This window comes from Novosphingobium sp. FSW06-99 (genome assembly GCF_001519065.1).
In the GTDB taxonomy this organism is placed as follows: domain Bacteria; phylum Pseudomonadota; class Alphaproteobacteria; order Sphingomonadales; family Sphingomonadaceae; genus Novosphingobium.
This window is the reverse complement of sequence record NZ_KQ954272.1, coordinates 3315-28745: the sequence shown is the minus strand read 5'-3', so window position 1 is coordinate 28745 and position 25431 is coordinate 3315. Positions and strand designations below refer to the sequence as shown.

Genomic DNA, 25431 nt, shown 5'->3' with positions numbered 1-25431 from the left:
GAGACTGTCAGTCCTCAACGACCGCCAAATCTCTGCCCGACCGATCAGCCCCTGCACATCCTTGGGAACATTGCAGCGATAGTAGAACTGACCGCCCCGGATGCACATCCCCTTTGGGAGATTCTCGGGACTGAAACCGTAACAGCCGCGCGGACCATTTATGGCTGATTTCCGCGACTTTCCGTGCTCGACACTCGAACCAAATCGTAACAGCAAATCGTAGCAGATGCTCTCTGGGGACCGTTTTTTCGACGATCCCCGAGAGATTTCAAGCACTTGCGAAGTGCTGGTGCCCAGAAGAGGACTCGAACCTCCACGCCCTTGCGAGCGCCAGCACCTGAAGCTGGTGCGTCTACCAATTCCGCCATCTGGGCACGGGGCATCGGGCGCGGTGGCCTTCTGCCGGGTAGGAGGGCGCCGATAAGCGGTGATGGCGGGGCTGTCAACACGGGTTTGGCGAAAGAATGCAATTGCGTGCGGTTCGGCATTGAATCCGCGGGCAAGGCTGTGCAATTGGGCCGCATGACGCGGCGCGGTGGGCATTGGGTCCGGCGCGAATCGGCAACACTTTAGGCAAGGACAGGGCATGACCATCGGCAGGGTGCGCGATCTCGACGGCAAGCTTGTGGCACTGGTGGGCGGGACCGGCTTTTTCGGGCGCCATCTGGCGCAGGAATTGCTGGCGCGCGGGGCGCGGCTGCGGATCGCCGCGCGGCATCCGGAAAAGGCGTTCAAGGTCAAGCCGCTGGGCAATCTGGGGCAAGTGCAGGTGGTCGCGGTTGATGTGACCAAGCCGCATACGCTGGAAGTTGCGCTGACCGGGGTCGATGCCGTGGTCAATCTGGTCGGTGCCTTTGCCGGCAATCTCGACGCGGTGCAGGGATCGGGCGCGGGGCAGGTGGCGGCGATTGCGCGTGCGCGCGGTGTGACCAGCTTTGTGCATATTTCCGCGATCGGTGCCGATGCCGCCTCGCCGGTGGCCTATGCGCGCACCAAGGCCGAGGGCGAAACCGCCGTGCTGGCCGCGTTTCCCGGTGCGGTGGTGTTGCGTCCGTCGGTGCTGTTCGGCATCGACGACCGCTTTCTCAACTTGTTTGCCGGTTTCACCGCCTTGCCGGTGTTGCCGGTGTTTGCGCCGTCAGCCCGGTTGCAGCCGCTCGATGTCGATGACGCATCGCAGGCGGTCGGCAATGTGCTGGCCAATCCGGGCGCGTTTGCCGGGCAGACGTATGAACTGGGCGGTGCCGAAGTGCTGACCGTGCTGGAACTCAATCAGCGAATCGCGCGGGCAACCGGGCGGGCGCCGCTGATCGTGCCGCTGTCCGACGGACTGGCCGGGCTGATCGCCGCGCTGCCGCTGACCCCGATCAGCCGTGACCAGCTTGCGCTGCTGCGCCAGGGCAATGTCGCATCCTCGACGTTGCCCGGAATTCGTGAACTGGGCGTGCAGCCGCGTCCGCTGTCGCTGTTCCTCGATCGCTGGCTGGTAACCTATCGCAAACACGGCCGTTTTGGCGCACGCGCGGTGTCCTGACACACAGACGGCACTGGCCGGTTCCCGCGTTTCAACGCCTGGCCTGGCCCAAATGGTCAGGCGTTGACGTCGCCGTAGTGTTCGGGGGGCTTGATCACGTCCATTCGCTCGGTGAGCAGCGGGCGGAAGCTGGGGCGGCTTTTCAGCGCGGAATACCAGCCGCGTGCCTGTTCATGCTGTGACCAGTCTATGCCGCCGAGATAGTCGGCGACCGAAATCTGGGCGGCGGCGGCCAGATCGGCCAGGCTCACCGTCGCGCCCGCCAGCCAGGGGCGATTGTCGATCAGAAAATCGACATAGTCGAGGTAGTCGTTGGCCAGCCGGATGGTTTCGCGCAAAGTCCGCGCATCGGGCGGCTGGCGCGTGATGAGGCGCTTTTTCATGCGTTCGTCGAGCAGCGGTCCGGTCACCCCGGCATAGAAATTCTCATCGAACAGCGCGATCAGACGGCGGATTTCGGCGCGATTGGCCGCGGTGCCGTTGATCATCGGCGCCTTGTCGACGGTTTCCTCGAAATATTCGGCAATCGCCCGGCTGTCGACCAGGACCAGGCCACGTTCGGGATTGGTAAGGACCGGCGTGCGCAGCGCCGGGTTGAGCATCTGGAATTCCTCGCGGTGTTCCCACGGGTTTTCGCGCACCAGCTCATAACCGACGCCTTTTTCGCTGAGCAGCAGGCGGACTTTGCGGCTGAACGGACAGATCGGGAATTGGTAGAGATACCACATGTCCCTTGCCATAGTGGACGACGGCATAAAGCCAAGTCCGCCGCGACAAAAACCACGTGCGCAACGACGGGCCGCCGGTCCCGCGGGATCAGCGCGACAGGCGCATGCGTTCGCGCAAGGCGTCGATGGCGATCTGTTCGATGCCGGCTTCGGGACAGTCGGAAGTCAGCAACGACGCGAGCGAGCGTTGCTTTTGCGCGATCAGGTCGATGGCCTGCAGCGCGTCCATGTGCCGCAAGGCGATATCCATGTCGAGGCACAGCGCGGCGCCAAGCGCCTCGACGTCCTGCGAAAGTTCTTCCAGCACCACCGCGATCTGGCGGTGGGTGGCGACATTGGCCATATGCGGCCTCCTGATCCGTTGGGCAGCCCGGCGCGGGTGTCAGGCCGCCTCTGCGACTTGGGCACCATCGCTGAGCGCGGCAAGATTGAGCACCATCACCATGTTGTCATCGATCGCGGCCAGCCCGTCGAGAAACGGCACCACCGTATCGTGACCGGCAGTGGGCGGGGGCGGTTGCAACGTGTTGTCGGGTACGGTGACGATGTCGCTGACCGAATCGACGATCCAGCCGCCGACTTGTGCGCCCAACTGGGTGACGATGATCGCGTGACGCGGGGTCGGTTCGGTGGCGCGCCAGCCCAGCCGTGCGGCCAGGTCGATGACCGGTAGCACGGTGCCGCGCAGATTGACGACGCCGGCGACATAGTGCGGCACACGCGGCAGCCGCGTGGTCGGGCTCCAGGCGCGGATTTCGCGGATCGACATGATGTCGAGCCCGAACACCTGACCTTCGACTTCAAAGGTGATCAGTTCGCGAAGCATGGTCGTTCTCCAGTTGTTTGATCACACGCCGGTCAGTGCGCGACGCGGCGTACGGCGGCGACCAGCTTGGCCGGGTCGAACGGCTTCACGATCCAGCCGGTGGCCCCGGCTGCGCGGGCGCGGGCCTTCTTTTCCTCGCTGCTTTCGGTGGTCAGCACCAGGATCGGTCGATCGCGGTGCCGACTGCCCTCGCGCAGGCGTTCGATCAGGCCAAAGCCGTCGAGCCGGGGCATGTTGATGTCGGTGATAACGACATCGACTTCGTTGAGCGCCAGCCAGTCGAGCGCGGCCATGCCGTCTTCGGCCTGGGATACGTCAAATCCCTGGGTGGATAGCGCATGGTTGAGCAGCGCCCGCATCGACGGGCTGTCGTCAACGGTCAGAACGCGGGTAGCAGTGGTCATGCTGGCAAGCTCGCTCGTTGGGGTGGTGCAGGGGTGGCCAGTGACGCCGGGATGCGGTGCCGCTGGTCGTGGAATGTCTTGGGCAGAAGGGTCAGAACAGTTCGACATCGCCGGTGGCCTTTTCTGGTCTGGTCGTGGGCTGGACAGGCGGTGCAAAGCGGTCTTCGACCGTGCGGCAGCGCACCTGGCCCGATGCGGGGCGAAAATCGATACGCCGGGCATTGTTGCCGCCCAGATCCGATCGCACCAGTTCGATGCCCTCGCGCTGGACAAAGCTGCGCGCAAAATCGGCGTTGGCGCTGCCGATCCGCATCATGTTGCGATTGACGTTGGCGCCGCCGTAGAGATGGGCTTTCAGGCGGCTTTTGCGCGCGCCTTTGCCCAGCATCTGGTTGACCAGCAGTTCCATCAGATATGTGCCGTAGAATTCATCGACGGTGTCGCCGCTGGCATTGACCGGCGGTTCGGCCAGCAGGAAATGGTTCATGCCGCCCAGCCGTGCCTCCGGATCGAACAGGCACAGCGCGACACAACTGCCCAGCACGGTCGACAGCTCGGCGCGCGCCTCGGCGCTGACCACGGCCTGCCCCTGCATGACGGTGATGCGATCCGGGGTCAGCGCGCCATCGGCCAGGATGCGGGTTTCGAACATCGCTCAGGCCGCCTTGCTGAACGCGTGGCGGGCGATCTGGCCGATCGGCGCGACCAGGCCCGCCGCACCCAGCGAAATCGCCGCGCGCGGCATGCCGAACACGGTCGACGTGGCCTCGTCCTGCGCGATCGTATAGGCGCCGGCTTGCGCCATGGTCAGCAGACCCTGGGCGCCATCGCTGCCCATCCCGGTCAACAGGATGCCGATGGCGTGTCCGCCGACGGCCTTGGCCACCGATTCGAACAGCACGTCGACCGACGGCATATGGCCCGAAACGCGTTCGCCTTCGCGCAGGCGGCAGCTCAGCGCGTGGCCGCCCACGGTCAGATGGCGATCATCGCCGGGGGCCAGATAGACGTGTCCGTCGCGCAATGGCAGATCGGGTTCGGCCAGCACGATATGCGGGCTGCACGACTGATCAAGCGTGCGCGCGACCGCCGGGGCAAAGCGGGCCGCGATATGCTGGACGATCAGCGTCGGCGGGCAATCGGCGGGAAATCCACCGAGCAGGATCTGCAAGGCTTCAACCCCGCCGGTGGAAGACCCGATCGCAATCAGCCGGGGCCGTTCGCGCACGGCGTTGCGGGGTTCGCTGGGAACAATGTGCGGGGCGGGCGCACGCGCACCGAACTGGATCCTGGCGGCGTCGCGGATCAGCCCGGCCAGCATCCCGCCGTCGTCAAACGGCAACGACCCCGACCGTTCCGATTTGGCATAGCAACTGACCGCCCCCAGCGCGAGCGCGCGGGCCGTCGTTTCGGTGCCCTTCTGCGTCGAACCCGACACCACGATCACCGGGGTGGGGCGCAGGGCCATGATCTTTTCAAGGAAATCGAGCCCGTTCATGCCGGGCATTTCGACATCGAGCGTGATCACGTCGGGATCGAGTTCGCGGATCATCATGCGGCCCTGGGCCGCATCGGCGGCCGCGCCGACCACCACGATATCGCCTTCACGTTCCAGGCGGGTCTTGAGGATCGCACGCATCGTCGGCGAATCTTCGACGATGACCACCCGAATGGCGGGTTTGACAGCATTCATGCGGCGGCTCTCCTGCGATAGACGGTGGGGCCGGTCGGCACGAGCAGGTCGAGCGCGGGGCCGGTGACCCGTTCGCTGTGCCCGACGTAAAGCGTGCCGTCGGGTTGCAGCATCCCGGCAAAGCGCGCGACGAGCCGCTCTTTGGTGGGGGTGTCGAAATAGATCATCACGTTGCGGCAAAAGATCACGTCGAACCGCCCCTGCATCGGCCATTCGCCCAACAGGTTGAGCGTGCGAAAACGCGCCATTGCGCGCACTTCCGGGGCGATTTCCGCCTCTTCGCCATGGGTGGTGGTCCATGCCCGGCTCAAGGCATCGGGCACGGGCTTGAGATCTTCGGCACGATAGCGTGCGGCCGTCGCCTTGTTCAGCGCATGGGTGGCGATGTCGCTGGCCAGAATGCGCACATCGCGTTTGGCCAGTGCCAGACCCGCGGTGCGATCCGGGCCGAGCAGCGTCATCGCCAGCGACCAGGTCTCTTCACCGCTGGAGCACCCCGCCGACCACATCCGCACCGCGCCGCCCTGTTCGAGCCGTCGGATCAGTTGCGGGCGCAAACTGTCGCGAAAATGGTCGAAGTGATGCGATTCGCGATAGAAAAAGGTGTGGTTGGTGGTCAGCGCGCAAATCGCCTTCTGCCGCTCTTCGCCCACTTCGCGGATGCGCAGCACATAGGCGCCAAAGGTTGCGCAGCCCGAATCGCGCACCAGTGGGGCCAATCGCGAATAGACCAGCATCGCCTTGCCTTCGGGCAACACGATCCCCGCCTCGCGATAGGCGATGTCGCTGATCGCGCGAAAGTCTTCGGCGCCATAGACGTCGGGGCTGATGCCCGGCAGCGAATCGGCAAAGGCGGTGGCGATGTTCATGCGGCCTCGAACAGGCCGCTATCGGCCAGACTGTGCGCGACCAGACCATCGACATCGACGATCAGCGCGACCCGTCCGTCGCCCAGGATGGTTGCCCCCGCGACGCCCTCGACCGAGCGATAATGTGTGTCGAGGCTCTTGATCACGACCTGGCGCTGGTCGACGATCGCATCGACCAGCAATGCGGCGCGCCCGGCGCCTTCGGTTTCGACCACGATCAGCACGCCGTGTTCCGGGCGTTCGACCGCGCCCGAAGCGCCCACCGCTTCATAGAGCGGCAGCACCGGGATGAACCGGCCGCGCACGTTGATCATCGAACGGTGCGCCCCCAGCCCCTGCACTTCGCGCGGATCGGGGCGCAGGCTTTCGACCACATTGGCCAGCGGCACGACCAGCGTCTGGTCCCCGACATTGACCACCATCCCATCGGAAATCGCCAGTGTCAGCGGCAGTGTCAGGGTGAACGTGGTGCCGCTGCCGGGCTCGGATTCGATGGTGATGCGCCCGCCCAGATCTTTCACGTTCTGGCGCACCACATCCATGCCGACGCCGCGCCCCGACACATTGGTGATCGTTTGTGCGGTCGAAAAGCCGGGGGCAAAGATCAACAGGTCGATCTCTTCCTTCGACAATGTGGCATCGGGCGCGACCAGGCCCTTTTCGATGGCCTTGGACAGCACACGTTCGCGATCGATGCCGCGCCCGTCGTCGCCGATGCGGATCAGGATGCGGCCCGATTTGTGTTCGGCCGACAGCTTCAACGTGCCTTCGGCGGGTTTTCCGGCGGCGATCCGGGCTTCGGGCGTTTCGATGCCATGATCGACCGCGTTGCGAATCAGGTGGGTCAAAGGTTCGCCCAGCCGTTCGATCACGGTCTTGTCCAGTTCGGTGCTTTCGCCCGACACTTCCAGCCGCACGTGCTTGCCTGTGCTGGTGGTCAGTTCGCGCAAGATCCGCGGCACCCGGCTGAACACCGATCCGATCGGCTGGGCGCGGATCGCCATCGCCGATTCCTGGATATCGCGTGTCAGCCCTTCGAGCAGCGCCAGCTCTTCGGTCACCGCCAGACCATCACCGGTCAACCGTTGCGCCATCATCGCCTGGGCAATCACCAGTTCGCCCACCGCGTCGATCAGCTTGTCGAGCTTGCCCAGTTCGATGCGGATCGACTGGCCCATCGCCGGCGGTGCCGGGGGCGGCGGCGGGGCGGCGGGCACCGCTGCATGTGCGGCCGCCGGGGTGCTTTCGGCAGTGGCGGCGGGCGCTACAGCCACCGGGGCGGCGGGGGCGGCAGGCGGCGTGGCCACTGGTGCGGCGGCGGGCGCGGCAGCCAACCGCGCCGGAGGCATGGCCGCGTCGTCGCCAAAGGCCAGGCCACATTCGTCGCCAAGGAAATCGAAAATCTCTCTGACCGCCGCTTCGTTCACATCGGCGGGCAGCGCAAAGCTCCAGCCGAGATAGCCGATACCGGCATCGATCGTGTCGAGCGGCGGCACCAGGGTGACATCGCAGGTGGCGCAAGTCCCGCCCAGGTCGATGATTTCGCGCAGCATCAGCAGCGGCTCGCTGCCATTGCGCATGGCGTCGGCGTGCGGACGCACTTTGACGGTCCAGGTCTTGTCGCCATCGGCGTCCGCGCTGCCCTGGCCGATGGCGCCGGTGATATCGTCGAGCATGGCGGCGAAATCGAAATCGCTCAGCTCGGGCGCGTCGTCGTCATCGACCACGACCGGCGCGGCACTGGCCTGGGCCGGCTGGGGCGCTGCGGCGGGCGGGGGTGGCGCAGCGCCTGCATTGGCCGCCATGGAGGCGGTCATTTCAGCCTGCAGCGCGGCATCGTCGGGGGTTTCGCCCAGTCCGCGCGCGGCCGCGACATGGTCGCTCAGCGTGTCGAGCGCGCGCAGCAGCAGGTCGATCAGCGTTTCGGTGATCGGCACGGTGCCGTCGCGGACATCCGACAACAGCGTTTCGAACGTATGGGTATAACCTTGCAGCGCGATATAGCCGAACGCCCCGGCGCCGCCCTTGATCGAATGGACCCCGCGAAACACCGCGTTGACGGTGTCGTCGTCCTGGGTTCCTTCCTTGCATGCGGCCAGCCCCTGTTCGGCGGCGGCGAGTGATTCTTCGCATTCGGCGAAGAAGATGGCCTGGATTTCTTCGGCGTTCATGCGCGCGCCCCTTGCGAGCCGACCAGCGGCGCATCGTCAAACAGTTCTGCCTCAAGCCCCAGGCGCCGCGCGGTGTCGCGCAGCACGGGCGACGCGTCGATCACCGCGCCTTCGCCGGTGCGTCGCGCGCTGACCAGGATCTGCAGCATGACCTGGCCGATCTGGCTGCAGGCCCGCGCGTCGATGGCCAGCGGTCCGGCCCCGAGCGCAGCGATCATCTCCGGCAACAGCGCTTCGGCCGCGGCCCGGTCGCATCGGGGGGGCAGACTGATCGTGGACATGGCAGGGGGCATCCTTGGCTATTCAGTCTGCGTCTATTCAGTCGGCGTCTATTCAGTCGGCGTCTGATCGGTCGGGCCGGGCTGGTGCCACGGGTCCGATGGCATGGCTTAGACGCCAAGCGGCAAAGGTCGGCTTGCCATGCGCTTAGGGTGAGATACCTACCCCCCGCCTCAGGATTTGCTGGCGGCTTGTGGGTTAACCCTTTGCGAACGAGGCGTCGCGGCAAGCGCGGCGCGGTTCAACCAAGGTATGGGTCCCATGCACGAAGCACGCGTTCTGGTTGTCGACGATTCTGCGGCGATGCGCGCTCTGTTTTCTGACATTCTGGACCAGGCAAAGAACGTTACCGTCGTCGGGACTGCGCGCAGCGCCGACGATGCCCGCGAACAGATCGCCGAACTCAAACCCAACGTCATCACGCTCGATGTGGAAATGCCCGGCATGAGCGGGATCGAATTCCTTGAGGAAATCATGGAAAACGATCCGCTGCCGGTGGTCATGCTGTCATCGCTGACCCAGGCGGGCACCGAAACCTCGCTGCGTGCGTTCGAACTGGGCGCGGTCGAATGTTTTCCCAAACCGCTCAAGGCGACGCCCGAACAGTTTTCCAAATCGGTCGGCAAACTGGGCAAGATCGTGCTGGCCGCCGCCAATTCCAACGTGCGCGACCGCAAACCCCGCAGCGAACACAAAGCCAGCGATGTCGCCTTTCAATGGAATGGCCATCTCGCGGTAATCAGTGCCTCGATGGGCGGGATCGATGCGCTGACCACGATCCTGGCGCAGTTTCCCGCCAACTGCCCGCCCACGCTGGTCTGTCTCCAGGCCGAACCGATGGTCGTCGACACGTTTATCAAACGGCTTGACGACATGCTCAAATGCCATGTCCGCGCTGCCAGCGAAGGCGCCACACTGACCCAGGGCACGATCTATATCGCCGCCAATCCCGAACGCCACGTCGTCGTAGAGCCGGGCCAGCCGCCACGCCTGCGACTGATGGAACGCGATCCGATCGATGGCGCGCGGCCTTCGGCCAACCTGCTGTTCGGTTCGATCGCGCGCGGGGCCATGCCGGCAGTCGGCGCGGTGCTGACCGGCATGGGCAGCGATGGCGCACGCGGACTGAAACTGTTGCGCGACGGCGGTTGCGAGACGTTTGTCCAGGACCGCAAGACTGCGCTGGTAAGCGAAGCGCCCGAAGCGGTGATCGCGCTCGATGCCGCGACACGCGAAGTGCCGCTGGCCGAACTTGGCACGGTGCTGCTGGGCGGCTGTTCGATCGGCTGACCGGGTTTGCCTGCCACACACAAAAAGGGGCCCGGAGCGCTATGCTCCGGGCCCCTTTTTGTGGGCCGCACTTGCCTCGGCCCCGGATCAGGGTGGTGGTGCGCCCATCATCGCCTGCCGGATCTCGATGAAATCGGCGCGGATCTGCGCCAATTGGGTGGGATTGAACGTCAGCACGTTGTCGAGGATCGTCGTGCGTGCCGACTGATAGAGCTGGATCAGCGCGGTGCCGGTCGGTGCGTTGGGGTCGACGCCCATTTCAAGCGCGGTCAGCGCCGATACCGCGCGCGTCAGCGCCCGGCTTTTGGAGCCGTTGTCGCCGGTTCCGGCGGCATGGATCGCACGGCTGAGCGATCCTGCCACTTGTTCGAGGCACAGATCGACCAGTTGGCGCGAATCCGCGCCTTTGACCCGGGCGTCGAAATCGACGCGGCGATAGGCTTCCGAAGGATCGCGGTTCAACAGCATCGGCTCAACTCGACGACGAGCTGTTGGTCCACAGATCGACCTGTTGTGTCAGGAACGACTGGGTGGACTTGTCGGCGGTGACTGTGGCGTTGAGCGCGGCATATTGCGTGAGCAACTGCGTGCGGAGCGTCGATTGTTCGGTCGTGATTGTGCTCAACTGGCTGGCGATGGTGCTCTGCTGGGTTTGCATGTCGGACACTTGTCCGGCCAGCGAATTGCCGTCTGAACTGTTGTTGGCATTCAGCGACAGCGTGTCGATCGTGGCATAGACACCATTGGCTCCGGTGGTGAACATTGCCGCCACGGCCGAGGCGTTGCTTTGCAGCGCGCTGGCGAGGACCGTGTTGTCGAGCGTGAAGGTGCCATCGTTGTTGGTGGTCAGGCCCAGATCTCCCAGCGTCGCGGGCTGGCCCGAGGCAGCATCGGGCATGACCGTCGTCGAACTGAGCGATGACAGCGCCCGTTGCAGTTCCTGCGCGCCCGGGCTGTCGGCCAAAGGGCCGCCGATCGCGGTATCGGTGTTGAGCGTGCTGACGATCGAATTCAGCGCAGTGACCAGATTGGTCATGCCCGTGGTGATCGCCTGCGTCGGGTCGCTGAAGCTGATCGTGGTGGGATTGCCCTGGTTGGTCCCGGTCAGATTGAGCGAGATACCGGGCGCCGCATCGGTGATCGAATTGGTGGTCGATGTTCGCGCAACACCGTTCAGGACATAGCTCGCATTGGTCGCCGCTTGGGCGAGCGTTGCTCCACTGCTGCTCGAACTGCTGCTGCCCGGGCTCCACGCGAACTGGGACAGGCCGGGGTCGGAAGAATCCTGGGTTGCGCTGACCGTAAAGGCGTTTTCGGCGCCCTGCTGCCCGGTCAGCACAAGCTGCTGGCCGGTGGCATTGGTGGTGACATAGGCAGTCACCCCGGAACCGGCATTGTTGATGTCGGTGGCCACGTCCGACAGGCTCGATCCCGCAGCGATCGCGATCGTGGTCGGGCTGCTGCTGCCGGCCGTAAACGTCGATCCCGAAATCGTGCCGAAAGTGATGGTCAGGCTGCCCGATCCGACATCGGTGGCGCTTGACGAGATGGTCGGGCTGGCGAGCGTCTGCGCTTGTGCCAGCGTATCGACTTCGAGCGTGGCGGTGCCGCTGCCCGTGGTGGTGCCTGCGCTGACCGTGGCGATCGAAGTGTTGGCGATCACCGGGGTCGCGGCAAGCTGGCCATTGCTGATCAGCGTGTCGAGCGAACTGGACAGCGACGACATCATGTTCATCAGCGTCGACGAATCCGAGATCTGCGTGGTCAGCGTCGAAGTCTGCGTATTGAGCTGATCGACCTGGTTCGAATATTGCGCCGCCGACAATTCGTCGGCCAGGCTGCTGGCGTCGATATTGCCGCTCACGCCCAGCTCGGTCAGCAGCGCCTCGGTGGCGCTGCCCTGTGCTGTCGTCGCCGAAGACGTCGACGAACTGGCCGTGCTGGTGGACGAGCTGGTTGAAGAGATCGAGGTCATACCGCAAAGAACGACCGTTTTTTGCGCCGGTTAAGGTGCCGCGGTACGATCTTCGGCGGTGATTTCGGGGTTGCCGTCGGCATCGAAGCGCACCGACAACGGCACGTCCACGCGCGGCGCAGGCGGGCTTTCCCCACGCCGCAGGCTCATCACAAAGGCCAGCACGGCCGCCACCGCCACATAGAGCTCTTCGCGGATCACCTGATTTTCGCGCGTGGTATAATAGACCGAGCGGGCGAGCGCCGGATATTCGAGCACCGGCACGCCGAATTCGGCCGCCAGTTCGCGGATCGCCAGCGCGGTTTCGCCGCGCCCCTTGGCAGTGACTACCGGGGCCGGGGCGATGTCGGGGTCATAGCTCATGGCGATGGCGAAATGCGTGGGGTTGGTGATCACGAGTTGTGCCTTTTGCACAGCCTTGCGCGCCGAACCCCTGGCAATCGCGCGCTGGCGGCGACGGACCGCCGCCTTGTTCTGCGGGTTGCCGTCGGTCTGCTTCTGTTCGTCGCGCACGTCCTGGCGGCTCATGCGCAGGCGGTTGCGGCGACGCACCCACTGGATCGGATAATCGCTCATCGCGATCAGCATCAGCCCGACCGCCAGATAGACCAGCAACATGCTGATCGCGTTCCAAGCAAAGCCGAGCTGGGCGTGCAATTGCCCTGCGCCCAGCCCGATCAGCGGCGCCAGTCGTGATCGTGCCCAGCCCCACGACAGCCCGCCCAGCAGCGCAAGCTTGGCCAGGCCCTTGCCGATCTCGATCAGCCCGTGCACCCCGAACATCCGCGACAGCCCTTTGGCGGGGTTGAGGCGCGATGGCTTTGGCGCCAGGTTGGCCGCGACGAAGGCGCCGTCGCCCAGACCCAGTTGCACAAACAGCGATGCCGCCAGCACCAGCACGCCCAGCAGGAACACCGGCGGCAGCACTGCGCCCAGCGCATCGCGCAGCAGCGCGCCGGGCTCGAACCGGTCAAGGCTGGCGCGATCCCAACTGAACCCCAGCCGCATCGCGCGCATCAGGCCGCGCATCAGCCAGGGCCCCGCCACGATCATCCAGGTGATGCCAACGGCAGTCCCGGTGGCGATGGTCAGTTCGCGGCTGCGCAGGACATCGCCGCCCTCCACCGCCTCGCGCTTGCGCTTGGCGGTTGGATCGAATGTTTTTTCGCCGCTGTCGTCGGCCATCTTAGCGCGCCATGCCCCTTATCGCGCCATGATCGCCGCGCTTTGCGCCACGGCGGTATGGGCGACCTGGGCCAGCCGTTCGCTGATCAGCGGGGCCGAGGCGATCAGCGCGGCAAGTCCCGCCAGCACGCCTGCGGGCAGGCCGAGCGCAAACAGGTTGAGCGCAGGTGCGGACCGTCCGATCACTCCGGTGACGATATGCACCACCAGTAACAGCACGACCACCGGCAGCGCGATCGACAGCCCGGCCAGGAACATGTCGCCTGCAAACTGGTCGATCAGGTGCAACCGGTCCGGCGCCAGCCACGCCGCGCCGGGCGGGAATGTGCGATAACTTTCGACCAGCAGGCTGATCCAGTCGAGATGGGCGCCGATCGCAAAGAACAGCACTGTCAGCACGACGTTGAAATATTGCCCGAACATCGCCGAATGCGCGCCGTTGATCGGATCGACCGAGGCGGCGATTGCCATGCCCATGCCGGCACCGATCATTTCGGCGCCGATCATCGGCGCGGCAAAGGCAAGCTGCATGACAAACCCGATGGCCAGCCCGATCACCACTTCACCGGCCAGCATCACCAGCCCGGTCAGTGACATCATGGCGGGCGGCGCGGCGACCTGGGTCCAGCAGCACACGAACACCGCCAGCGCGCCGGTCACGATCACGCGCACTTGCGGGGCGACCGCGCTGGCGCCGAACAGCGGCGCGGCAAACAGCGCGGCGCCGATCCGCGTCATCACGAACAGAAAACGCCAGAATTCGGCTTCCAGCGCGCCAAACCCGAAATCGAGCCCGATCATCGCCCGCTTATCGCGATCTGGGCCATCACGTCCTTCAGAAAATCGCTTGCCAGCCCCATCATCGCCCCGCCCAGCAGCACCAGCACGAGCGCGGTGGTGGCCAGTTTGGGCACGAACGTCAGGGTCTGTTCGTTGACCGAAGTGGCCGCCTGAATGATCCCGACCACCAGCCCTACCGCCAGATTGGCCAGCAGCACCGGCACGGCGGCCAGCCCGGCGGTCCACAACATGCGGTCGGCGAGCGCGAGCAGCGTTGCAGTGTCGTCCATCGTGGCAGGTCCCTCAATTGAAACTGGCGGCCAGGCTGCCCATCAGCAGCGACCAGCCATCGACCAGCACGAACAGCAGCATCTTGAACGGCAGCGACACCACGGTCGGGCTCATCATCATCATGCCCAGCGACATCAGCACCGACGACACCACGATATCGATCACCAGGAACGGCAGAAACAGCATGAAGCCGATCTCGAACGCGGTCTTCAGCTCGCTCGTCACAAAGGCCGGCAGCAGGATCGAAAAGGGCACGTCGGCGGGGCTGGCAAAGCGCGGTGCGCGGGCCATGTCGGCAAACATCAGCAGATCGTGCTGGCGGGTCTGGCGGATCATGAAGCCATGGAATTCGCGCCCGCCTGCGACAAATGCCTGTTCGGCGTTGATGGTCCCGGCCGAATAAGGCTGGATCGCGTTGGCGTTCACGCGGTCGAGCGTCGGTGCCATGACGAACAGCGACAGGAACAGCGACAGGCCGATCAGTACCGGGTTGGGCGGGCTCTGTTGCAACCCCATCGCCTGACGCAGCAGCGACAGCACGATCAGGATGCGGGTGAAACTGGTCATCATCAACAACAGGCTGGGCAGGATCGTCAACAGACCCATGATCAGCAGCAATTGCAGCGACAGCGCCAGGCTGCCCTTGCTTTGCGCGCCCGACAGTTCGCCAAATGCGCGGTCGAGCGCGCCGGGGATCGCGCCCGACGCGGGCGCGGCCTGGGCATGCGCGGGCATCGCCAGCACCAACGCGATGATCACGGCAAGCACGATCCACGCGACCTGCCGCGCCGGGAAACCGGGTGTCGCCGTCATTGGCCTGCGTCCTCGCCGGGCCGGGCCGGTGCTTCGGCCAGCCGGACCAGCCCCTGTTTCGAGGCAGAGACCAGAATTTCGCGATCATGAAACGCGATCACCGCCAGTCGCAGTGTCGGCGACAGCATGCGTGTTTCGACGATGCGCAACCGCGAAGATCCCGGCGAGCCGGCAAACCGTCCCTCGAAGCGTTTGGCCAGCCGCAGCGAGCCCCACGCGAACAGGCCGATCAGCGGCAGGAAAATCGCCAGCTTGGCAATATACCAGATCATCACTGGTCGGCTCCCTTGGTGCGTCGGCGGGGTTCTTCGACGGCGGCTTCCTGGCCGATCAGTTCGACGATGCGCAGGCCAAAGCGTTCACCCTGGGTGACCACTTCGCCGCGCGCGATCAGTTTGCCGTTGACCATCACGTCGAGCAGTTCGTCGGTCATGCGGTCGAGCACGACGACGCTGTCGGCGGCCAGGTTGAGCACGTCCTTGAGTTTCATGTCGGTGCGGCCGAGTTCGACGGTCAGGCGCACGTCGACATCCTTGATGAGGTCAAAGCCGCGGGTGGTGAATGTCATGGGTGCCTCTTGAACGGGTCTATTGGAACAGGGTCAGGCGGGCTTGGTGATCTGGATGGCCACCCGGTCATCGACCGCGCCGATGGTGCCGTGGGCGATCGTGCGCTTGCCGATCACCAGCGGCACTTGTCGGGCAATCGGCAGATTGAGCACTTGCCCCGCCTCCAGCCGGGACACCGCCTGCAGCGGCAGGCGGGCGTCGACCAGCACGGCGGTCAGCGTCAGCGGCATCGCGGCAAACGGTTCGCTGGCGGGATCGGCGGGGGCCAGGTCGCGCGGGCCCGGGCCGGGCGCGGGGGCAATCCCGGTCAGCACCGCCAGTGCCGCCAGCGGCAGGGCGATGCGGATCGGCCAGGGCGCGCGCACCCCTTCGGACACCGCGATGTCGAGCACCGCGATGCGCGTGGCCGGGGCGAACGGTTGCAATTGGGCCAGGTCGCTGTCGCGGCGCAGCACATCGATAACCGGGCGCCCGGCACTCGCGCTGCCCAGCGCAAGGCCGAGTTGCACCGCAAGAATGGCCTCGATCCGCTGCACCATCAGATCGGCCGACAGCGGCAGTTCGCGCGGCAGTGGATGCTGCGCCTCGCCGGGGCCGCCAAACGCGCGATCGACCAGCCGCAGCACCGCCTCGGCATCGATCGCGCTGAGCAGGCGCGCGCCCGAGGGCGCGGCGCCATAGAGGCTGTAGGCGTAAAGCCCTTCGCGTGCGAAATCGGCAAAGGCCTGTTCATAGGGCACCGCGATCGCGACATCGGGCGGATCGCCCCCGCACAACCGGGCCAGGCCGCCGCGCAGACTGCGCGCCAGGCGCGCGGCGGCCTGGCGCAACGCTTCGATCAGGTCGGTATCGGCCGGACCCGGCCGCATCAGCGCGGGCGAATGACAAGCCAGCGCGCGTTCGGCGACAAAGGCGAAATCCTGCTTCATTGGATGATGAAGTTCTTGAAATAGACCGCATCGACCCCGCCAAACCCTTCGGCATCGGTCAGCACTTTGTTGATCGCCTGGGTCAGGCGGCGTTGCAGCGCTTCCTTGCCCTGGGGGGTCTGCACTTCGGTTTCGTCGGTGTCGGCCAGCACCGCCAGCATCGCCGAACGGATCGCCAGCTCATGCTTTTTCAGCCACAACAGCACCCGGTAATCGCGGTGGGTCGAACAGGCGATCGACACCTGGACGAGTGATCCCGAGCCCTTGAGGTTCGATGTGAAATCCTCGGAAAAGCTGAAGTACAAGGTGCGATATTCGCTGCCGCCGTCGCCATCGACGGCTTTGCCGGCGTCGCCGTCGCCTTCCTTGGCGACCGGGGCAAAGGGGTCGGCCTGGCCCTTCCTGATCAGTTTGGGGTTCTTGTCTTCCTTGATCGCGAGTTTCGACCCCCCGCCGATCACGCCGGTGGCGACCAGGGCATAGACACCGCCGCCCCCCGCACCGAGCAGGGCCACCGCCGCGCCGATCTTGATGATCATGCCGCCGCGGCCCTTTTTGGCGGTCTTGGCGTCCTTGTCTTTCTTGTCGCTCATAGCGCGTCATGCGCCCCCTTGTTGTGTGTCATGGTCAGGCGAAGATGTCGTCTTCATCGGCGGTATCGCTGGCGGCCTGCCGGGCGGTTGCTGGGTTGCCCGCCGCGCCCTGTCGCGTGCCTTGCCGGGTCTGGTCGCCTTGCGCGGTGTGGGCCGAACCGCCGCCGGTTCCGGTGTTCTGCGATGTGGCGGACGGGTTCGGCGTGTCGGGCGGCTGTTGCCCCGATTGCGCGTCGCCGTGATGTCCGGCGTTGCCGCCGGGGCTGGCCGCGGTGGCAGCGGCGACTGCCGGGGCAAAGCCGGGGTCGGCGCTGCGCATGGTCACCGACAGGCCTTCGTCGCGCTGGGTGAATTGCAGCGACACGCGCCCGAAATCGGCATGGCTCAGCGTGACGCCGACCGGGCCGGATGCCGTGTCGCTCGCCTCGGTTCGCGCGCGGGCGATCGAATCGACCAGCGTGGCAAAATCGGTCGGCGTTTCGGGCGGTGCGGTTGCCGCGATGGTGGGCACCGCCGGGTTGGTCAGCGTTGCCGTGGCGATCAGCGGGATCGCCGTGGCCGCCGGTGCGAGCCCGGCTGCGGGGGATGCTTCGGGGGTGTCGCCGGCCTGCCCGGATGCGGTCTCCGTGCTGCGCGCTGCGGTTGCCGGTTGGGTCGCCGGTGCAGCAGGCTGGCTGGTGTGTGGGGTGGCGGCGCTGGCTGGCGTGGCGGCGGTGGCCTGCGCGGGAATGGCATTGCCACTACGGGTGTTGGCAGGGGGGGCGGTGCGACCGGCCGCAACGGGTGTTGGCGCCGCGATGGATGCGGCCTGCACTGCAATGTTCGGCATGCCGAGCGCGGGTGCGGCAGTGCGCGCGGCAACCGTCGCGGTCGTGGCCGGGCCTGTCGTGACGGCACTTGCGGTGCGGGCGGCGCGCGCGGGCGTGGCCGCCCCGCTGTCCTGATCGTCGGTGGGCGCTTGCGGTGTGGCGGCAGTCCTGATGTCGGGTTGCAACGTGTTCCATTCCGGCATTGGCGGCGGTGGCGCGATGGCGTCGGGGGCCGTCGCGGTTTCGGTCGAGGCCGTGTCGGTGTCTGTCTTGGCGGATTTTTCGCGCGCGACGGTCGCGGTGGTTGGTCCGGTCGTCGTCGGATTGTTCGTGGTCGGGCTGGCCACCGGGGTCGAGGGGGCGGTCGAAGCGGCAGGGGCGGCAAGCAACAGGCTGACCGGGGGCAACGTATTGCCGGGTGTTGCCGCCGGAGGGACGGTCGGCGTGACGGACGTGGAGGCGCCTTGTTGCGTCGCCAGCGCCGAGGCAAAGTTGCCCGCAGCGCCCGCAAATGATGCCTGACCGGGGTTGGCCGAGGCAGGCGTGGCCACTGCAGGGGCCTCATGAGAAGAGGCGTGGGCGGCAATGGCGACGGTCATCGGCTGGTGGCTCCTGGCGGGTGGGCAGATATGGTTAAGCGAAAATCGTGCCAAATCGGGGCGTCCGGCTCAGGTCGGGCGCGGCGGGCGTGCACCGAGCGGAACGGCGGCGGCGGATTTGTGCGCATCGATGCGCTGTTGCGTGGCGCTGGCGCGGTCTTCGACCGCGGCACGGCGCCGTTCGGCGGCGGCGGCCTCGATCGCGCGTGCATCGGCCTGTTCGCGCGCACGGGCGATATCCGCCTGGTTGCGCCCGACCACGCGTTGCAATTCGCCCATATAGACGCGCTGGCTGGTCAGATCGCCGCCGCAGGCCGCGTCGGTGCGCGCGGCATAGGTGCCGATCAGCGCGGCGGTGCGTTCGCCCAATTGTTCAAGCTGCGCCAGTCGTGCCTCGGCGCGGCCGGATTCGGCCAGCGCATTGTGGCGCGCGATGGCGCGCAGCTTTTCCAGCCGTTTCAGCCTGACCAGGCGCGCGCGTTCAACCTTCATGCGACAGCAACTGCGCCAGTTGGGCGACGCATTCGGGTAAAGGCACGATCTCGGCCTGGGCCTGGGTCAGGAACGAGACCAGCCGGTCGTGCATGGCGATCGCCCGGTCGAGCACCGCATCGGTGCCCTGGCGATAGGCCCCCATCAGCACCAGATCGCGGTTGGCCTCGTAATTGGCCACCAGCGCGCGGAACTTGCGGGCCAGCACGGCATGCGCGGGATCGACGATGTCGTTCATCACCCGGCTGAGCGAGGCGGCGATATCGATCGCGGGATATTGCCCGCGCTGGGCCAGATCGCGCGACAGCACGACATGCCCGTCGAGGATCGCGCGCGCGGTGTCGACCACCGGATCGTCCTGGTTGTCGCCATCGGCCAGCACGGTGTAGAGCCCGGTGATCGATCCGCCGCTGGCGGCCGAATTGCCCGCGCGTTCGACCAGTTTGGTCACGGTCGCCAGCGCCGAAGGGGGATAGCCGCGCGCCGCGCCGGGTTCGCCCAGCAACAGCCCGATTTCGCGCGCGGCATGCGCCACCCGCGTCAGGCTGTCCATGATCAGCAGCACGCGGCGGCCTTGCGCACGAAACTGTTCGGCCAGCGCAGTGGCCAGCATCGCGCCGCGAATGCGCAAATTGGGCGCGTGGTCGGCGGGCACTGCGACAATCACGCTGCGCGCGCGCTTGGCGCCCTGCATGTGGCGCTCGACAAAATCCGACACTTCGCGAGCGCGTTCGCCGATCAGGCCGACCACCACCACTTCGGCCTCGGCCCCATGCGCGATCATGTCGAGCAGCACCGATTTGCCCACCCCCGATCCGGCCATGATGCCGATGCGCTGACCCACGCCGAACGTGGTCAACGCGTTGAGTGCGCGCACCCCCACATCGAACGTATGGCGTACCGGCGCGCGGTCGAGCGCACCGGCCCGGACCCCGCCCGCTGGCCAGTCATGGATCGATGCGATCGGTGGCCCGCCATCGATCGGATGGCCTTCGCCATCGACCGCGCGGCCCAGGAATGCGGGCCCGACCGGCAACATGCCGGGGCGCCCTTCGGGCCGCACGCGTGCGCCGGGGCGCAACAGCACCGGATCGCCCAGCAACATCATCAGCGCATGCCCGTTGCGAAATCCGATCGCTTCGGCCGACAGCGTGCCGCGCCCATGGGCGATACGGCACTGCGCGCCGATCGGCAGCGCCAACCCGCTGACTTCGAGCAAGCCGCCATCGCAGGCCGTCACCACGCCATAGCGGCGCGGCGCCAGGTCGGGCCGCGCATTAGCCATGCGGTCGAGCAGGGACAGCGCCGGGGTCATTGCAGGGGTCATCTCAGCGCCTCGGTCAGCGCGGCGCGCCATTGCGCCGGGCCGTCCTCGACCCCGCCAGTGGCGGTTTCGACGCGCACCGCGCCGCGTTCCAGCGCGGCGTCAGGTTCGCAATGCCAGGCATCGGGCAGGCGGCCCTGCACCAGCGCCAGGTCTTCGGGATGCAGCCGGATCACGCGTTCGTCGCTGGCCCGCGCAAACATCGCGGCGGCAACCGCAACGCGGCGGGCGAGCGCATCGGGCGCCAGCGCGGCCTCGGCCAGCACCGCTTCGCACAGCGCCAGCACGGTGTCCTTCAGCCGCGCGGCAAAACGGTCGGTTTCATCGCGATCGATGCGTGTCAGCGCGGTTTCGATGCGGTGGCGCGCGGCATCGTCGGCGGCGGCCTGCGTGCGGGCGACGGCTTCGCCGGCCTGGGCCCCTTCGGCATAGCCGCGCGCATAGGCATCGGCGAGCGGGTCGAACGGCGCGTCGTCGGCACCCTGGGCGCGTTCGTCCGCAGGGACATAGCGCGTGTCGCGGGCAAACCCGCCGTCCCGGCCCGACAGCGCAACCAGCGCCACACTGCGTGCGCGGTCAGACATAGTCGTCGTCGCCCGCGCCGAACACGATCACCCCTTCGGCGGCCAGACGCCGCGCAGCGGTGATCATGGCCTTTTGCGCTTCAAGCACTTCGGCCATCTTCATGCGGCCGCGCGCGCCGATCTCGTCGCGCACGCCATCGGCGGCGCGCGACGACATGGCCCGGAAAAACACCTCGCGATTGGCTTCGGGCGTGCCTTTCAGCGCGGCGATCAGCGTGTCGCTGTCGACTTCGCGCAGCAACGTGCCCATCGACTTGTCGTCGAGCACGAACAGATGTTCGAACTTGAACATCTCGTTTTCGATCGCCCGCGCCAGCGCTTTGTCCTGCTTGGCGATTTCGGGCATCACCCGGCGTTCGACGGTGCGCGCGGCGGCGTTGATGATATCGGCCGCCTCGCGCGGGCCACCCATCGTCAGCGCGGCGCGGCCATGCGATTCGGTAATCCTGCGCGCCAGCATGTCTTCGAGCATGGCGATCGCTTCGGGCGAGACCGGGCCGAGCGTGGCGACGCGATGCACCACTTGCGTCTGGCTGGTTTCGGGCAGGCCGTGCAGCACACCGGCGGCCACTTCGGGATCGAGTTGCACCAGCAGCACCGCGATCGCCTGCGGGTGTTCGTCGCGCACCAGCGGCACCAGCACTTGCGGGGTCAGCCAGCGCGCCAGTTCCAGCGAATTGGTGCGCTCTTCGGGCGCGATCCGCTGCATCAGGCTTTCGGTTTTCACTTCGCCGATCGCGCGGGTCATCATGTCGCGCACCTGGCCGACGCGGTCGGGCACGATCAGCCCCATGCGTTCGGTCTTTTCGACAAACCGGGCGATGGCATCCTCGATCGCCGCCGGGCTGATTTCACCGAGCGCGCACATGCGTTCGCCCAGCAGTCGCAATTCGGTCGGGTCGAGCTGGCCGAGCAGGGCGGAGGCCTGTTCGTCCTCCAGCAGCATGATCATCACCGCGGCGCGTTCGGCGTCGGAGGTGTCGAGGCCTTCGTGGGACAGTTCGGTCATCGCGCGGGCTCCGTTTCGGGATCGGTGAGCATCTGTCGCAAGGCGGCGACAGCAGTGTCGGGCTTTTCGCGGACCAGCCGCTGGGCCAGGCCGACTTGCTTGCCCAGCATTTCGGGATCGACCGGTTCGCGGGCCGTGGATTTGTCGGTGATTGCGGCAGGGCTGGCGGCATCGCCGTCTTCATCGGTGTCGTCGGCGTCGGCCCCGGCATCGTCGGGCGCCACCGCTTCGCGCTTGAGCGCCTTGATCAGCGGCCTGACCCCCAGCAACAGTGTCAGGAGCACCGCCAGCAGCGCCACACCATTGCGCACAGCCATGGCAAACCACGGGGTTTCCCAGAATTTGGGCTGTTCGATGGTGGTCGGCTGAAAATTGCGCACGACCACCGCGATCTGGTCGCCACGCGTGGTATCGGCGCCGACCGTGGCACTGACCAGTTGCTTGATCTGGTCGATCTCGCCCGGCTTGGCCTTGGCCATCGCCGCCGCGCTCAGGGCCACGGCCACCGACAGGCGGCGGATCTTGCCCGGCCCGGCGTTGGTCACCGCGACTTCGCGGCCCAGTTCATAGGTCTTGGTCGAGGAACTGTCGGTGTTGGTCGGGCTGGGCGCGGGCGCGGCGGACGAGCTGTTGGCGGTGGGGGCACCGGGCGAGGGGGTCGGCTGCGGCGGCGGGGTGTTGGACAGTACCCCCGGCACCCCGGCAGTGGCACTGCCCGCGCTGGTCTGCGAGGCGGATTGTGTCTCGGTCCGCACCGCGCCCTGCTTGTCATAGGACTCGCGCGCGCTGGTCTGCTGATCCATGTCGAGATCGACCTGGATCTCGCTCGAAAAGTTGCCCGCGCCCAGCATCGGCGTCAGCAGGGCCTCGACCTGGTCACGCAGCTTGTCTTCCAGCCGCGCCTCCATCTCCAGCCGGTCGGAATCGCCCGGCTGGCCGCTCGACAGCAGATGGCCCTGCTGGTCGATCACCTTGATGGCATCGACGGTCAATCCCGGCACCGAACCCGCCACCAGATTGATGATCGCGGTCACCTGGCCGGCCGACAATTGCCGCCCTTTGGCCAGTTTGACCATGACCGACGCGGTCGGCGGTGCGTTGTCGCGCACGAAGGCTGACTTTTCCGGCTCGGCGAGATGGATGCGCACCGCCTCGACGCCTTCGATCTGCATGATCGTCAGTTCCAGCTCGCGCTCGCGCGCGGCCTGCAACCGCTGCCCTTCGACCGTGCGGCTGGCGCCCAGCGGCAGCTTGTCGATCATCTGTTCGCCGGTTTCGGGGGTGGCCAGCGCGCCATCGGCCGCGGCCAGCATCCGCGCCTTGTACAAGTCGTCTTCGCCGACGGTGATCGCGCCGGTGCGGTTGTCGATGGTATAACGGATCGCTGCCTTGTCGAGCGCGGCGCTGACTTGCGCGCGCTCGCTGTCGTTGAGATCGGTATAGAGCATGCGCTGTGGTGCGGGCGCCATTTCCAGCCACAACAGCCCGGCCATCCCGGCGGCGGCCACCCCGGCAAACCAAGGCAGCGCGCGGCGCACCGGGCCCTGGCTGACGAACTGACCCAGCCGCGCGGGCAGCGAGCCGCCTGCGGCATCGGTCAGCGGAGCAAGCAACGATCGGCCGGGTTCACCCCCGGCGGGGACCAGATCGGCCATGAGGTGTTAGATCCCCAGCTTCATGATGTCCTGATAGGCGGACAGCAGCTTGTTGCGGACTTGCAGCGTGGCTTCGAAGGCAACGCTTGATTGCTGACGCGCCAGCATGACTTGCGCGATGTCGGTGACCTGGCCGGTTTCATAGCCTGCGGTCGCCGTGTCGGCATTGCTCTGGGTCTGGTTGACCTGATCGAGCGCAGACTTGAGCGCGCCGGTAAACGATGATCCGGCGCCCTGTGTCGGGCCGGCAGTGGCGCTGGTATCGCCGGTGCGGACTTGCTGGAGAACCTGGCTGCGATCGATGATCTGTTGGCGCAGCGCCATGATCTCGTTCAGCCCGGCGCCGGATCCGATGCCGGATACGCCACTCACCGTCGGCCTCCTGCCACTTTGATGCCGGCTTCGCGCAACGAGGCAAGGCGATAGCGCAAGGTGCGTTCGCTGATGCCCAACTGGCGCGCGGCGGCCACGCGGCTGCCGCCGCAAGCTTCGAGCGTGGCAAGGATCGCGCGCGCTTCGGACAATTGCACGATGTTCGACAGGCGCGCGCCCGCACCTTGCCCGCCGCCCGCCATGGTCATCACCGGATCGCTGGTCGCCGGTTCCCCCGCCACGCGCACCGCGCGGTCGAACACCACATGTTGGGGGCCGATTTCGGTCGCCCCGTTGCCCAGCACGTTGCCACACAGCAACAGCGCGCGGCGCACGACATTTTCCAGTTCGCGCACATTGCCCGGCCAGGAGTGGCTGGCCAGCATGCCCAGCGCCGCATCGCTGATCCACGGCACATCAAAACCCTGGGGCACATGGCGCAACATCATCGCAAAGGCCAGTGGTGCGATATCGTCGGGGCGTTCGCACAGCGGGCGTAGCAGCAGCGGAAACACGTTGAGCCGGTAATAGAGGTCTGCGCGGAACCGTCCTTCGTCAACTTCGGCCGGCAAATCGCGGTTGGCGCAGGCAATCACCCGCACGTCGATTTTGACCGGCTGGGTCGCGCCCAGCGGCACGACTTCGCGTTCCTGCAACGCGCGCAACAGCTTGGCCTGGAGCGATAGCGGCATTTCGGCAATTTCGTCGAGCAGCAGCGTGCCGCCATCGGCAGCGCGGAAAAATCCCTCGCTGGCCGAATTGGCCCCGGTGAACGCACCCTTCTGGTGGCCGAACAGCATGGCTTCGAGCATGGTTTCGGGCATGGCCGCGCAATTGATGGCGATGAACGGCTTGTCCGCGCGGGCCGAACGGTCATGGATAAACCGGCTCAGCACTTCCTTGCCGGTGCCGGTCGGGCCGTTGATCAGCACGGGAATGTCGCTGGCGGCAATCCGTTCGGCCAGAGCCAGGATCGACAGGCTTTCCGGATCGGCGGCAACCGCGCTGCCCGTCGGGGTGGCGCAGGCGATCAGCGCGGCGAGCGCAGCCTCGCTGGCGCCATCGCGATAGGTCAGCCGGAACCGGTCGCCCGGTCCGCGCCGGATCAGCGGCGGCGTATCCCCGGCGCGGGCCAGCCGCACCGAGCGGGCCAGCGGGATTGGGATCTGCGTGACTTCGTCCTGATCGAGCACGAACACCGGCACCAGCGTGCCCGGTGTGCCCATCACGGTGGCCGCACGCTGAACCAGGCCCCCATGCGCCGCGCGGGCGGCATCGGAAATCTGCAATCCGGTCTGTTCGCGCTTCATCACAATTGCTGCCCCGTCTTAACCATCACACAGGGCAGGTTTTCGCGCGAAAACGACAAAGGGTCCGGTAATTTAAGGCCCGTGCCAGCCCTAAGGGGCAGCCCTCATATGCGGCAATCGCTCGCCGGGGGGGGACTTAAACCCGGCAGCGATTTGCCGGTCTTTGCCGTGAGAGCTTGGCATTCCCCAATTCGCCCGGCCCCGACCTTCACGTTTCTTCCCAAGCCAATTGCGTTTCACCCGAACCCCGACTCACATGGAGAACTGCCATGACCGTTATCAACACCAACATTTCTGCCATGGAGGCGGCCAACGCGTCCGATTCTGCGCAGTCGATGACCTCGCAGG

At 66.4% G+C, this 25431-nt stretch carries 30 protein-coding genes and 1 tRNA gene; 2 read left to right on the top strand and 29 right to left on the bottom strand.

Annotated features, from left to right (window positions below; all coding sequences use genetic code 11):
- The coding region (locus tag AQZ49_RS23045; RefSeq protein WP_369819167.1) for a DUF6538 domain-containing protein at positions 1 to 108 on the bottom strand (108 nt) is incomplete at its 3' end.
- Between the two features lie 179 nt (positions 109 to 287).
- Positions 288 to 374, bottom strand: a tRNA-Leu gene (locus AQZ49_RS21375).
- Between the two features lie 212 nt (positions 375 to 586).
- Between AQZ49_RS21375 and AQZ49_RS21370 the strand changes: the two genes are divergently transcribed.
- Entirely contained in the window at positions 587 to 1534 is a 948-nt protein-coding gene (locus AQZ49_RS21370; protein ID WP_067620945.1) for a complex I NDUFA9 subunit family protein, read from the top strand.
- Positions 1535 to 1590: 56 nt separating this feature from the next.
- Here AQZ49_RS21370 and AQZ49_RS21365 read toward each other — a convergent pair whose 3' ends face one another.
- The 9 genes from AQZ49_RS21365 to AQZ49_RS21325 all read right to left on the bottom strand — a co-directional run bounded on the left by AQZ49_RS21365 (position 1591) and on the right by AQZ49_RS21325 (position 8506).
- Positions 1591 to 2262 carry a glutathione S-transferase family protein gene (locus AQZ49_RS21365; protein ID WP_067620943.1) on the bottom strand — a complete coding sequence of 224 codons (672 nt, stop codon included), beginning with the start codon at positions 2260 to 2262 and terminating at the stop codon, positions 1591 to 1593.
- Between the two features lie 88 nt (positions 2263 to 2350).
- A complete protein-coding gene (locus AQZ49_RS21360) occupies positions 2351 to 2605 on the bottom strand; it encodes a hypothetical protein (RefSeq protein ID WP_067620941.1) in 255 nt (84 codons plus the stop codon).
- Positions 2606 to 2644: 39 nt separating this feature from the next.
- A complete protein-coding gene (locus AQZ49_RS21355; protein WP_067620939.1) occupies positions 2645 to 3088 on the bottom strand; it encodes a chemotaxis protein CheW in 444 nt (147 codons plus the stop codon).
- A gap of 32 nt (positions 3089 to 3120) precedes the next feature.
- On the bottom strand, positions 3121 to 3492 hold the full coding sequence (locus tag AQZ49_RS21350; protein WP_082701981.1) for a response regulator: 372 nt from the start codon (positions 3490 to 3492) through the stop codon (positions 3121 to 3123).
- A 91-nt stretch (positions 3493 to 3583) separates the two neighbouring features.
- Complete coding sequence (locus tag AQZ49_RS21345; protein WP_067620937.1) at positions 3584 to 4144, bottom strand: chemotaxis protein CheD; 561 nt, start codon at positions 4142 to 4144, stop codon at positions 3584 to 3586.
- 3 nt (positions 4145 to 4147) lie between these two features.
- Positions 4148 to 5185: a chemotaxis-specific protein-glutamate methyltransferase CheB gene (cheB, locus tag AQZ49_RS21340; protein WP_067620935.1), complete on the bottom strand. Its 1038-nt coding sequence runs from the start codon at positions 5183 to 5185 to the stop codon at positions 4148 to 4150.
- A complete protein-coding gene (locus tag AQZ49_RS21335) occupies positions 5182 to 6054 on the bottom strand; it encodes a CheR family methyltransferase (RefSeq protein ID WP_067620933.1) in 873 nt (290 codons plus the stop codon). The genes cheB and AQZ49_RS21335 overlap by 4 nt, the downstream gene beginning before the upstream one ends.
- Positions 6051 to 8225, bottom strand: coding sequence for a chemotaxis protein CheA (locus AQZ49_RS21330; RefSeq protein ID WP_067620931.1), 2175 nt, complete (start codon positions 8223 to 8225; stop codon positions 6051 to 6053). The genes AQZ49_RS21335 and AQZ49_RS21330 overlap by 4 nt, the downstream gene beginning before the upstream one ends.
- A complete protein-coding gene (locus AQZ49_RS21325) occupies positions 8222 to 8506 on the bottom strand; it encodes an STAS domain-containing protein (RefSeq protein WP_067620929.1) in 285 nt (94 codons plus the stop codon). Before AQZ49_RS21325 ends, AQZ49_RS21330 begins: the two co-directional genes overlap by 4 nt.
- 259 nt (positions 8507 to 8765) lie before the next feature.
- Here AQZ49_RS21325 and AQZ49_RS21320 point away from each other — a divergent pair, with 259 nt between their 5' ends.
- The gene (locus AQZ49_RS21320; RefSeq protein ID WP_067620927.1) at positions 8766 to 9794 is read left to right on the top strand and encodes a chemotaxis protein CheB; all 1029 of its coding nucleotides are present in this window, start codon (positions 8766 to 8768) and stop codon (positions 9792 to 9794) included.
- Positions 9795 to 9881: 87 nt separating this feature from the next.
- Here the strand turns inward: AQZ49_RS21320 and AQZ49_RS21315 are convergent, their stop codons facing one another.
- The 18 genes from AQZ49_RS21315 to AQZ49_RS21230 all read right to left on the bottom strand — a co-directional run bounded on the left by AQZ49_RS21315 (position 9882) and on the right by AQZ49_RS21230 (position 25083).
- The gene (locus tag AQZ49_RS21315; protein WP_067620925.1) at positions 9882 to 10262 is read right to left on the bottom strand and encodes a flagellar protein FliS; all 381 of its coding nucleotides are present in this window, start codon (positions 10260 to 10262) and stop codon (positions 9882 to 9884) included.
- Between the two features lie 4 nt (positions 10263 to 10266).
- A complete protein-coding gene (gene fliD, locus AQZ49_RS21310) occupies positions 10267 to 11769 on the bottom strand; it encodes a flagellar filament capping protein FliD (RefSeq protein WP_067620923.1) in 1503 nt (500 codons plus the stop codon).
- Positions 11770 to 11799: 30 nt separating this feature from the next.
- Positions 11800 to 12954 carry an EscU/YscU/HrcU family type III secretion system export apparatus switch protein gene (locus AQZ49_RS21305; protein WP_067620921.1) on the bottom strand — a complete coding sequence of 385 codons (1155 nt, stop codon included), beginning with the start codon at positions 12952 to 12954 and terminating at the stop codon, positions 11800 to 11802.
- 18 nt (positions 12955 to 12972) lie between these two features.
- Positions 12973 to 13755 carry a flagellar biosynthetic protein FliR gene (gene fliR, locus AQZ49_RS21300; protein WP_067620919.1) on the bottom strand — a complete coding sequence of 261 codons (783 nt, stop codon included), beginning with the start codon at positions 13753 to 13755 and terminating at the stop codon, positions 12973 to 12975.
- Complete coding sequence (locus tag AQZ49_RS21295) at positions 13752 to 14024, bottom strand: flagellar biosynthetic protein FliQ (protein ID WP_067620916.1); 273 nt, start codon at positions 14022 to 14024, stop codon at positions 13752 to 13754. The genes fliR and AQZ49_RS21295 overlap by 4 nt, the downstream gene beginning before the upstream one ends.
- Positions 14025 to 14037: 13 nt before the next feature.
- A complete protein-coding gene (fliP, locus tag AQZ49_RS21290; protein WP_067620914.1) occupies positions 14038 to 14838 on the bottom strand; it encodes a flagellar type III secretion system pore protein FliP in 801 nt (266 codons plus the stop codon).
- A complete protein-coding gene (locus tag AQZ49_RS21285; RefSeq protein WP_067620912.1) occupies positions 14835 to 15110 on the bottom strand; it encodes a flagellar biosynthetic protein FliO in 276 nt (91 codons plus the stop codon). The genes fliP and AQZ49_RS21285 overlap by 4 nt, the downstream gene beginning before the upstream one ends.
- Positions 15110 to 15406, bottom strand: a complete 297-nt coding sequence (fliN, locus tag AQZ49_RS21280; protein WP_067620910.1) for a flagellar motor switch protein FliN — start codon at positions 15404 to 15406, stop codon at positions 15110 to 15112. Before fliN ends, AQZ49_RS21285 begins: the two co-directional genes overlap by 1 nt.
- A 33-nt stretch (positions 15407 to 15439) precedes the next feature.
- Positions 15440 to 16336: a FliM/FliN family flagellar motor switch protein gene (locus AQZ49_RS21275; protein ID WP_067620908.1), complete on the bottom strand. Its 897-nt coding sequence runs from the start codon at positions 16334 to 16336 to the stop codon at positions 15440 to 15442.
- The gene (locus AQZ49_RS21270; RefSeq protein WP_067620905.1) at positions 16333 to 16929 is read right to left on the bottom strand and encodes a flagellar basal body-associated FliL family protein; all 597 of its coding nucleotides are present in this window, start codon (positions 16927 to 16929) and stop codon (positions 16333 to 16335) included. The genes AQZ49_RS21275 and AQZ49_RS21270 overlap by 4 nt, the downstream gene beginning before the upstream one ends.
- 34 nt (positions 16930 to 16963) lie before the next feature.
- Complete coding sequence (locus AQZ49_RS21265; protein ID WP_156428433.1) at positions 16964 to 18337, bottom strand: hypothetical protein; 1374 nt, start codon at positions 18335 to 18337, stop codon at positions 16964 to 16966.
- A 69-nt stretch (positions 18338 to 18406) separates the two neighbouring features.
- On the bottom strand, positions 18407 to 18829 hold the full coding sequence (locus AQZ49_RS21260; RefSeq protein ID WP_067620900.1) for a hypothetical protein: 423 nt from the start codon (positions 18827 to 18829) through the stop codon (positions 18407 to 18409).
- Positions 18819 to 20156, bottom strand: coding sequence for a FliI/YscN family ATPase (locus AQZ49_RS21255; protein WP_082701980.1), 1338 nt, complete (start codon positions 20154 to 20156; stop codon positions 18819 to 18821). The genes AQZ49_RS21260 and AQZ49_RS21255 overlap by 11 nt, the downstream gene beginning before the upstream one ends.
- Entirely contained in the window at positions 20153 to 20737 is a 585-nt protein-coding gene (locus AQZ49_RS21250) for a FliH/SctL family protein (protein WP_067620898.1), read from the bottom strand. Before AQZ49_RS21250 ends, AQZ49_RS21255 begins: the two co-directional genes overlap by 4 nt.
- Positions 20730 to 21746, bottom strand: a complete 1017-nt coding sequence (gene fliG / locus AQZ49_RS21245; RefSeq protein ID WP_067620896.1) for a flagellar motor switch protein FliG — start codon at positions 21744 to 21746, stop codon at positions 20730 to 20732. Before fliG ends, AQZ49_RS21250 begins: the two co-directional genes overlap by 8 nt.
- A complete protein-coding gene (fliF, locus tag AQZ49_RS21240; protein WP_067620892.1) occupies positions 21743 to 23401 on the bottom strand; it encodes a flagellar basal-body MS-ring/collar protein FliF in 1659 nt (552 codons plus the stop codon). The genes fliG and fliF overlap by 4 nt, the downstream gene beginning before the upstream one ends.
- A 6-nt stretch (positions 23402 to 23407) precedes the next feature.
- Positions 23408 to 23773, bottom strand: coding sequence for a flagellar hook-basal body complex protein FliE (fliE, locus tag AQZ49_RS21235; RefSeq protein WP_067620889.1), 366 nt, complete (start codon positions 23771 to 23773; stop codon positions 23408 to 23410).
- The gene (locus AQZ49_RS21230) at positions 23770 to 25083 is read right to left on the bottom strand and encodes a sigma-54 interaction domain-containing protein (protein WP_067620886.1); all 1314 of its coding nucleotides are present in this window, start codon (positions 25081 to 25083) and stop codon (positions 23770 to 23772) included. Before AQZ49_RS21230 ends, fliE begins: the two co-directional genes overlap by 4 nt.
- Positions 25084 to 25431: the final 348 nt, after the last annotated feature.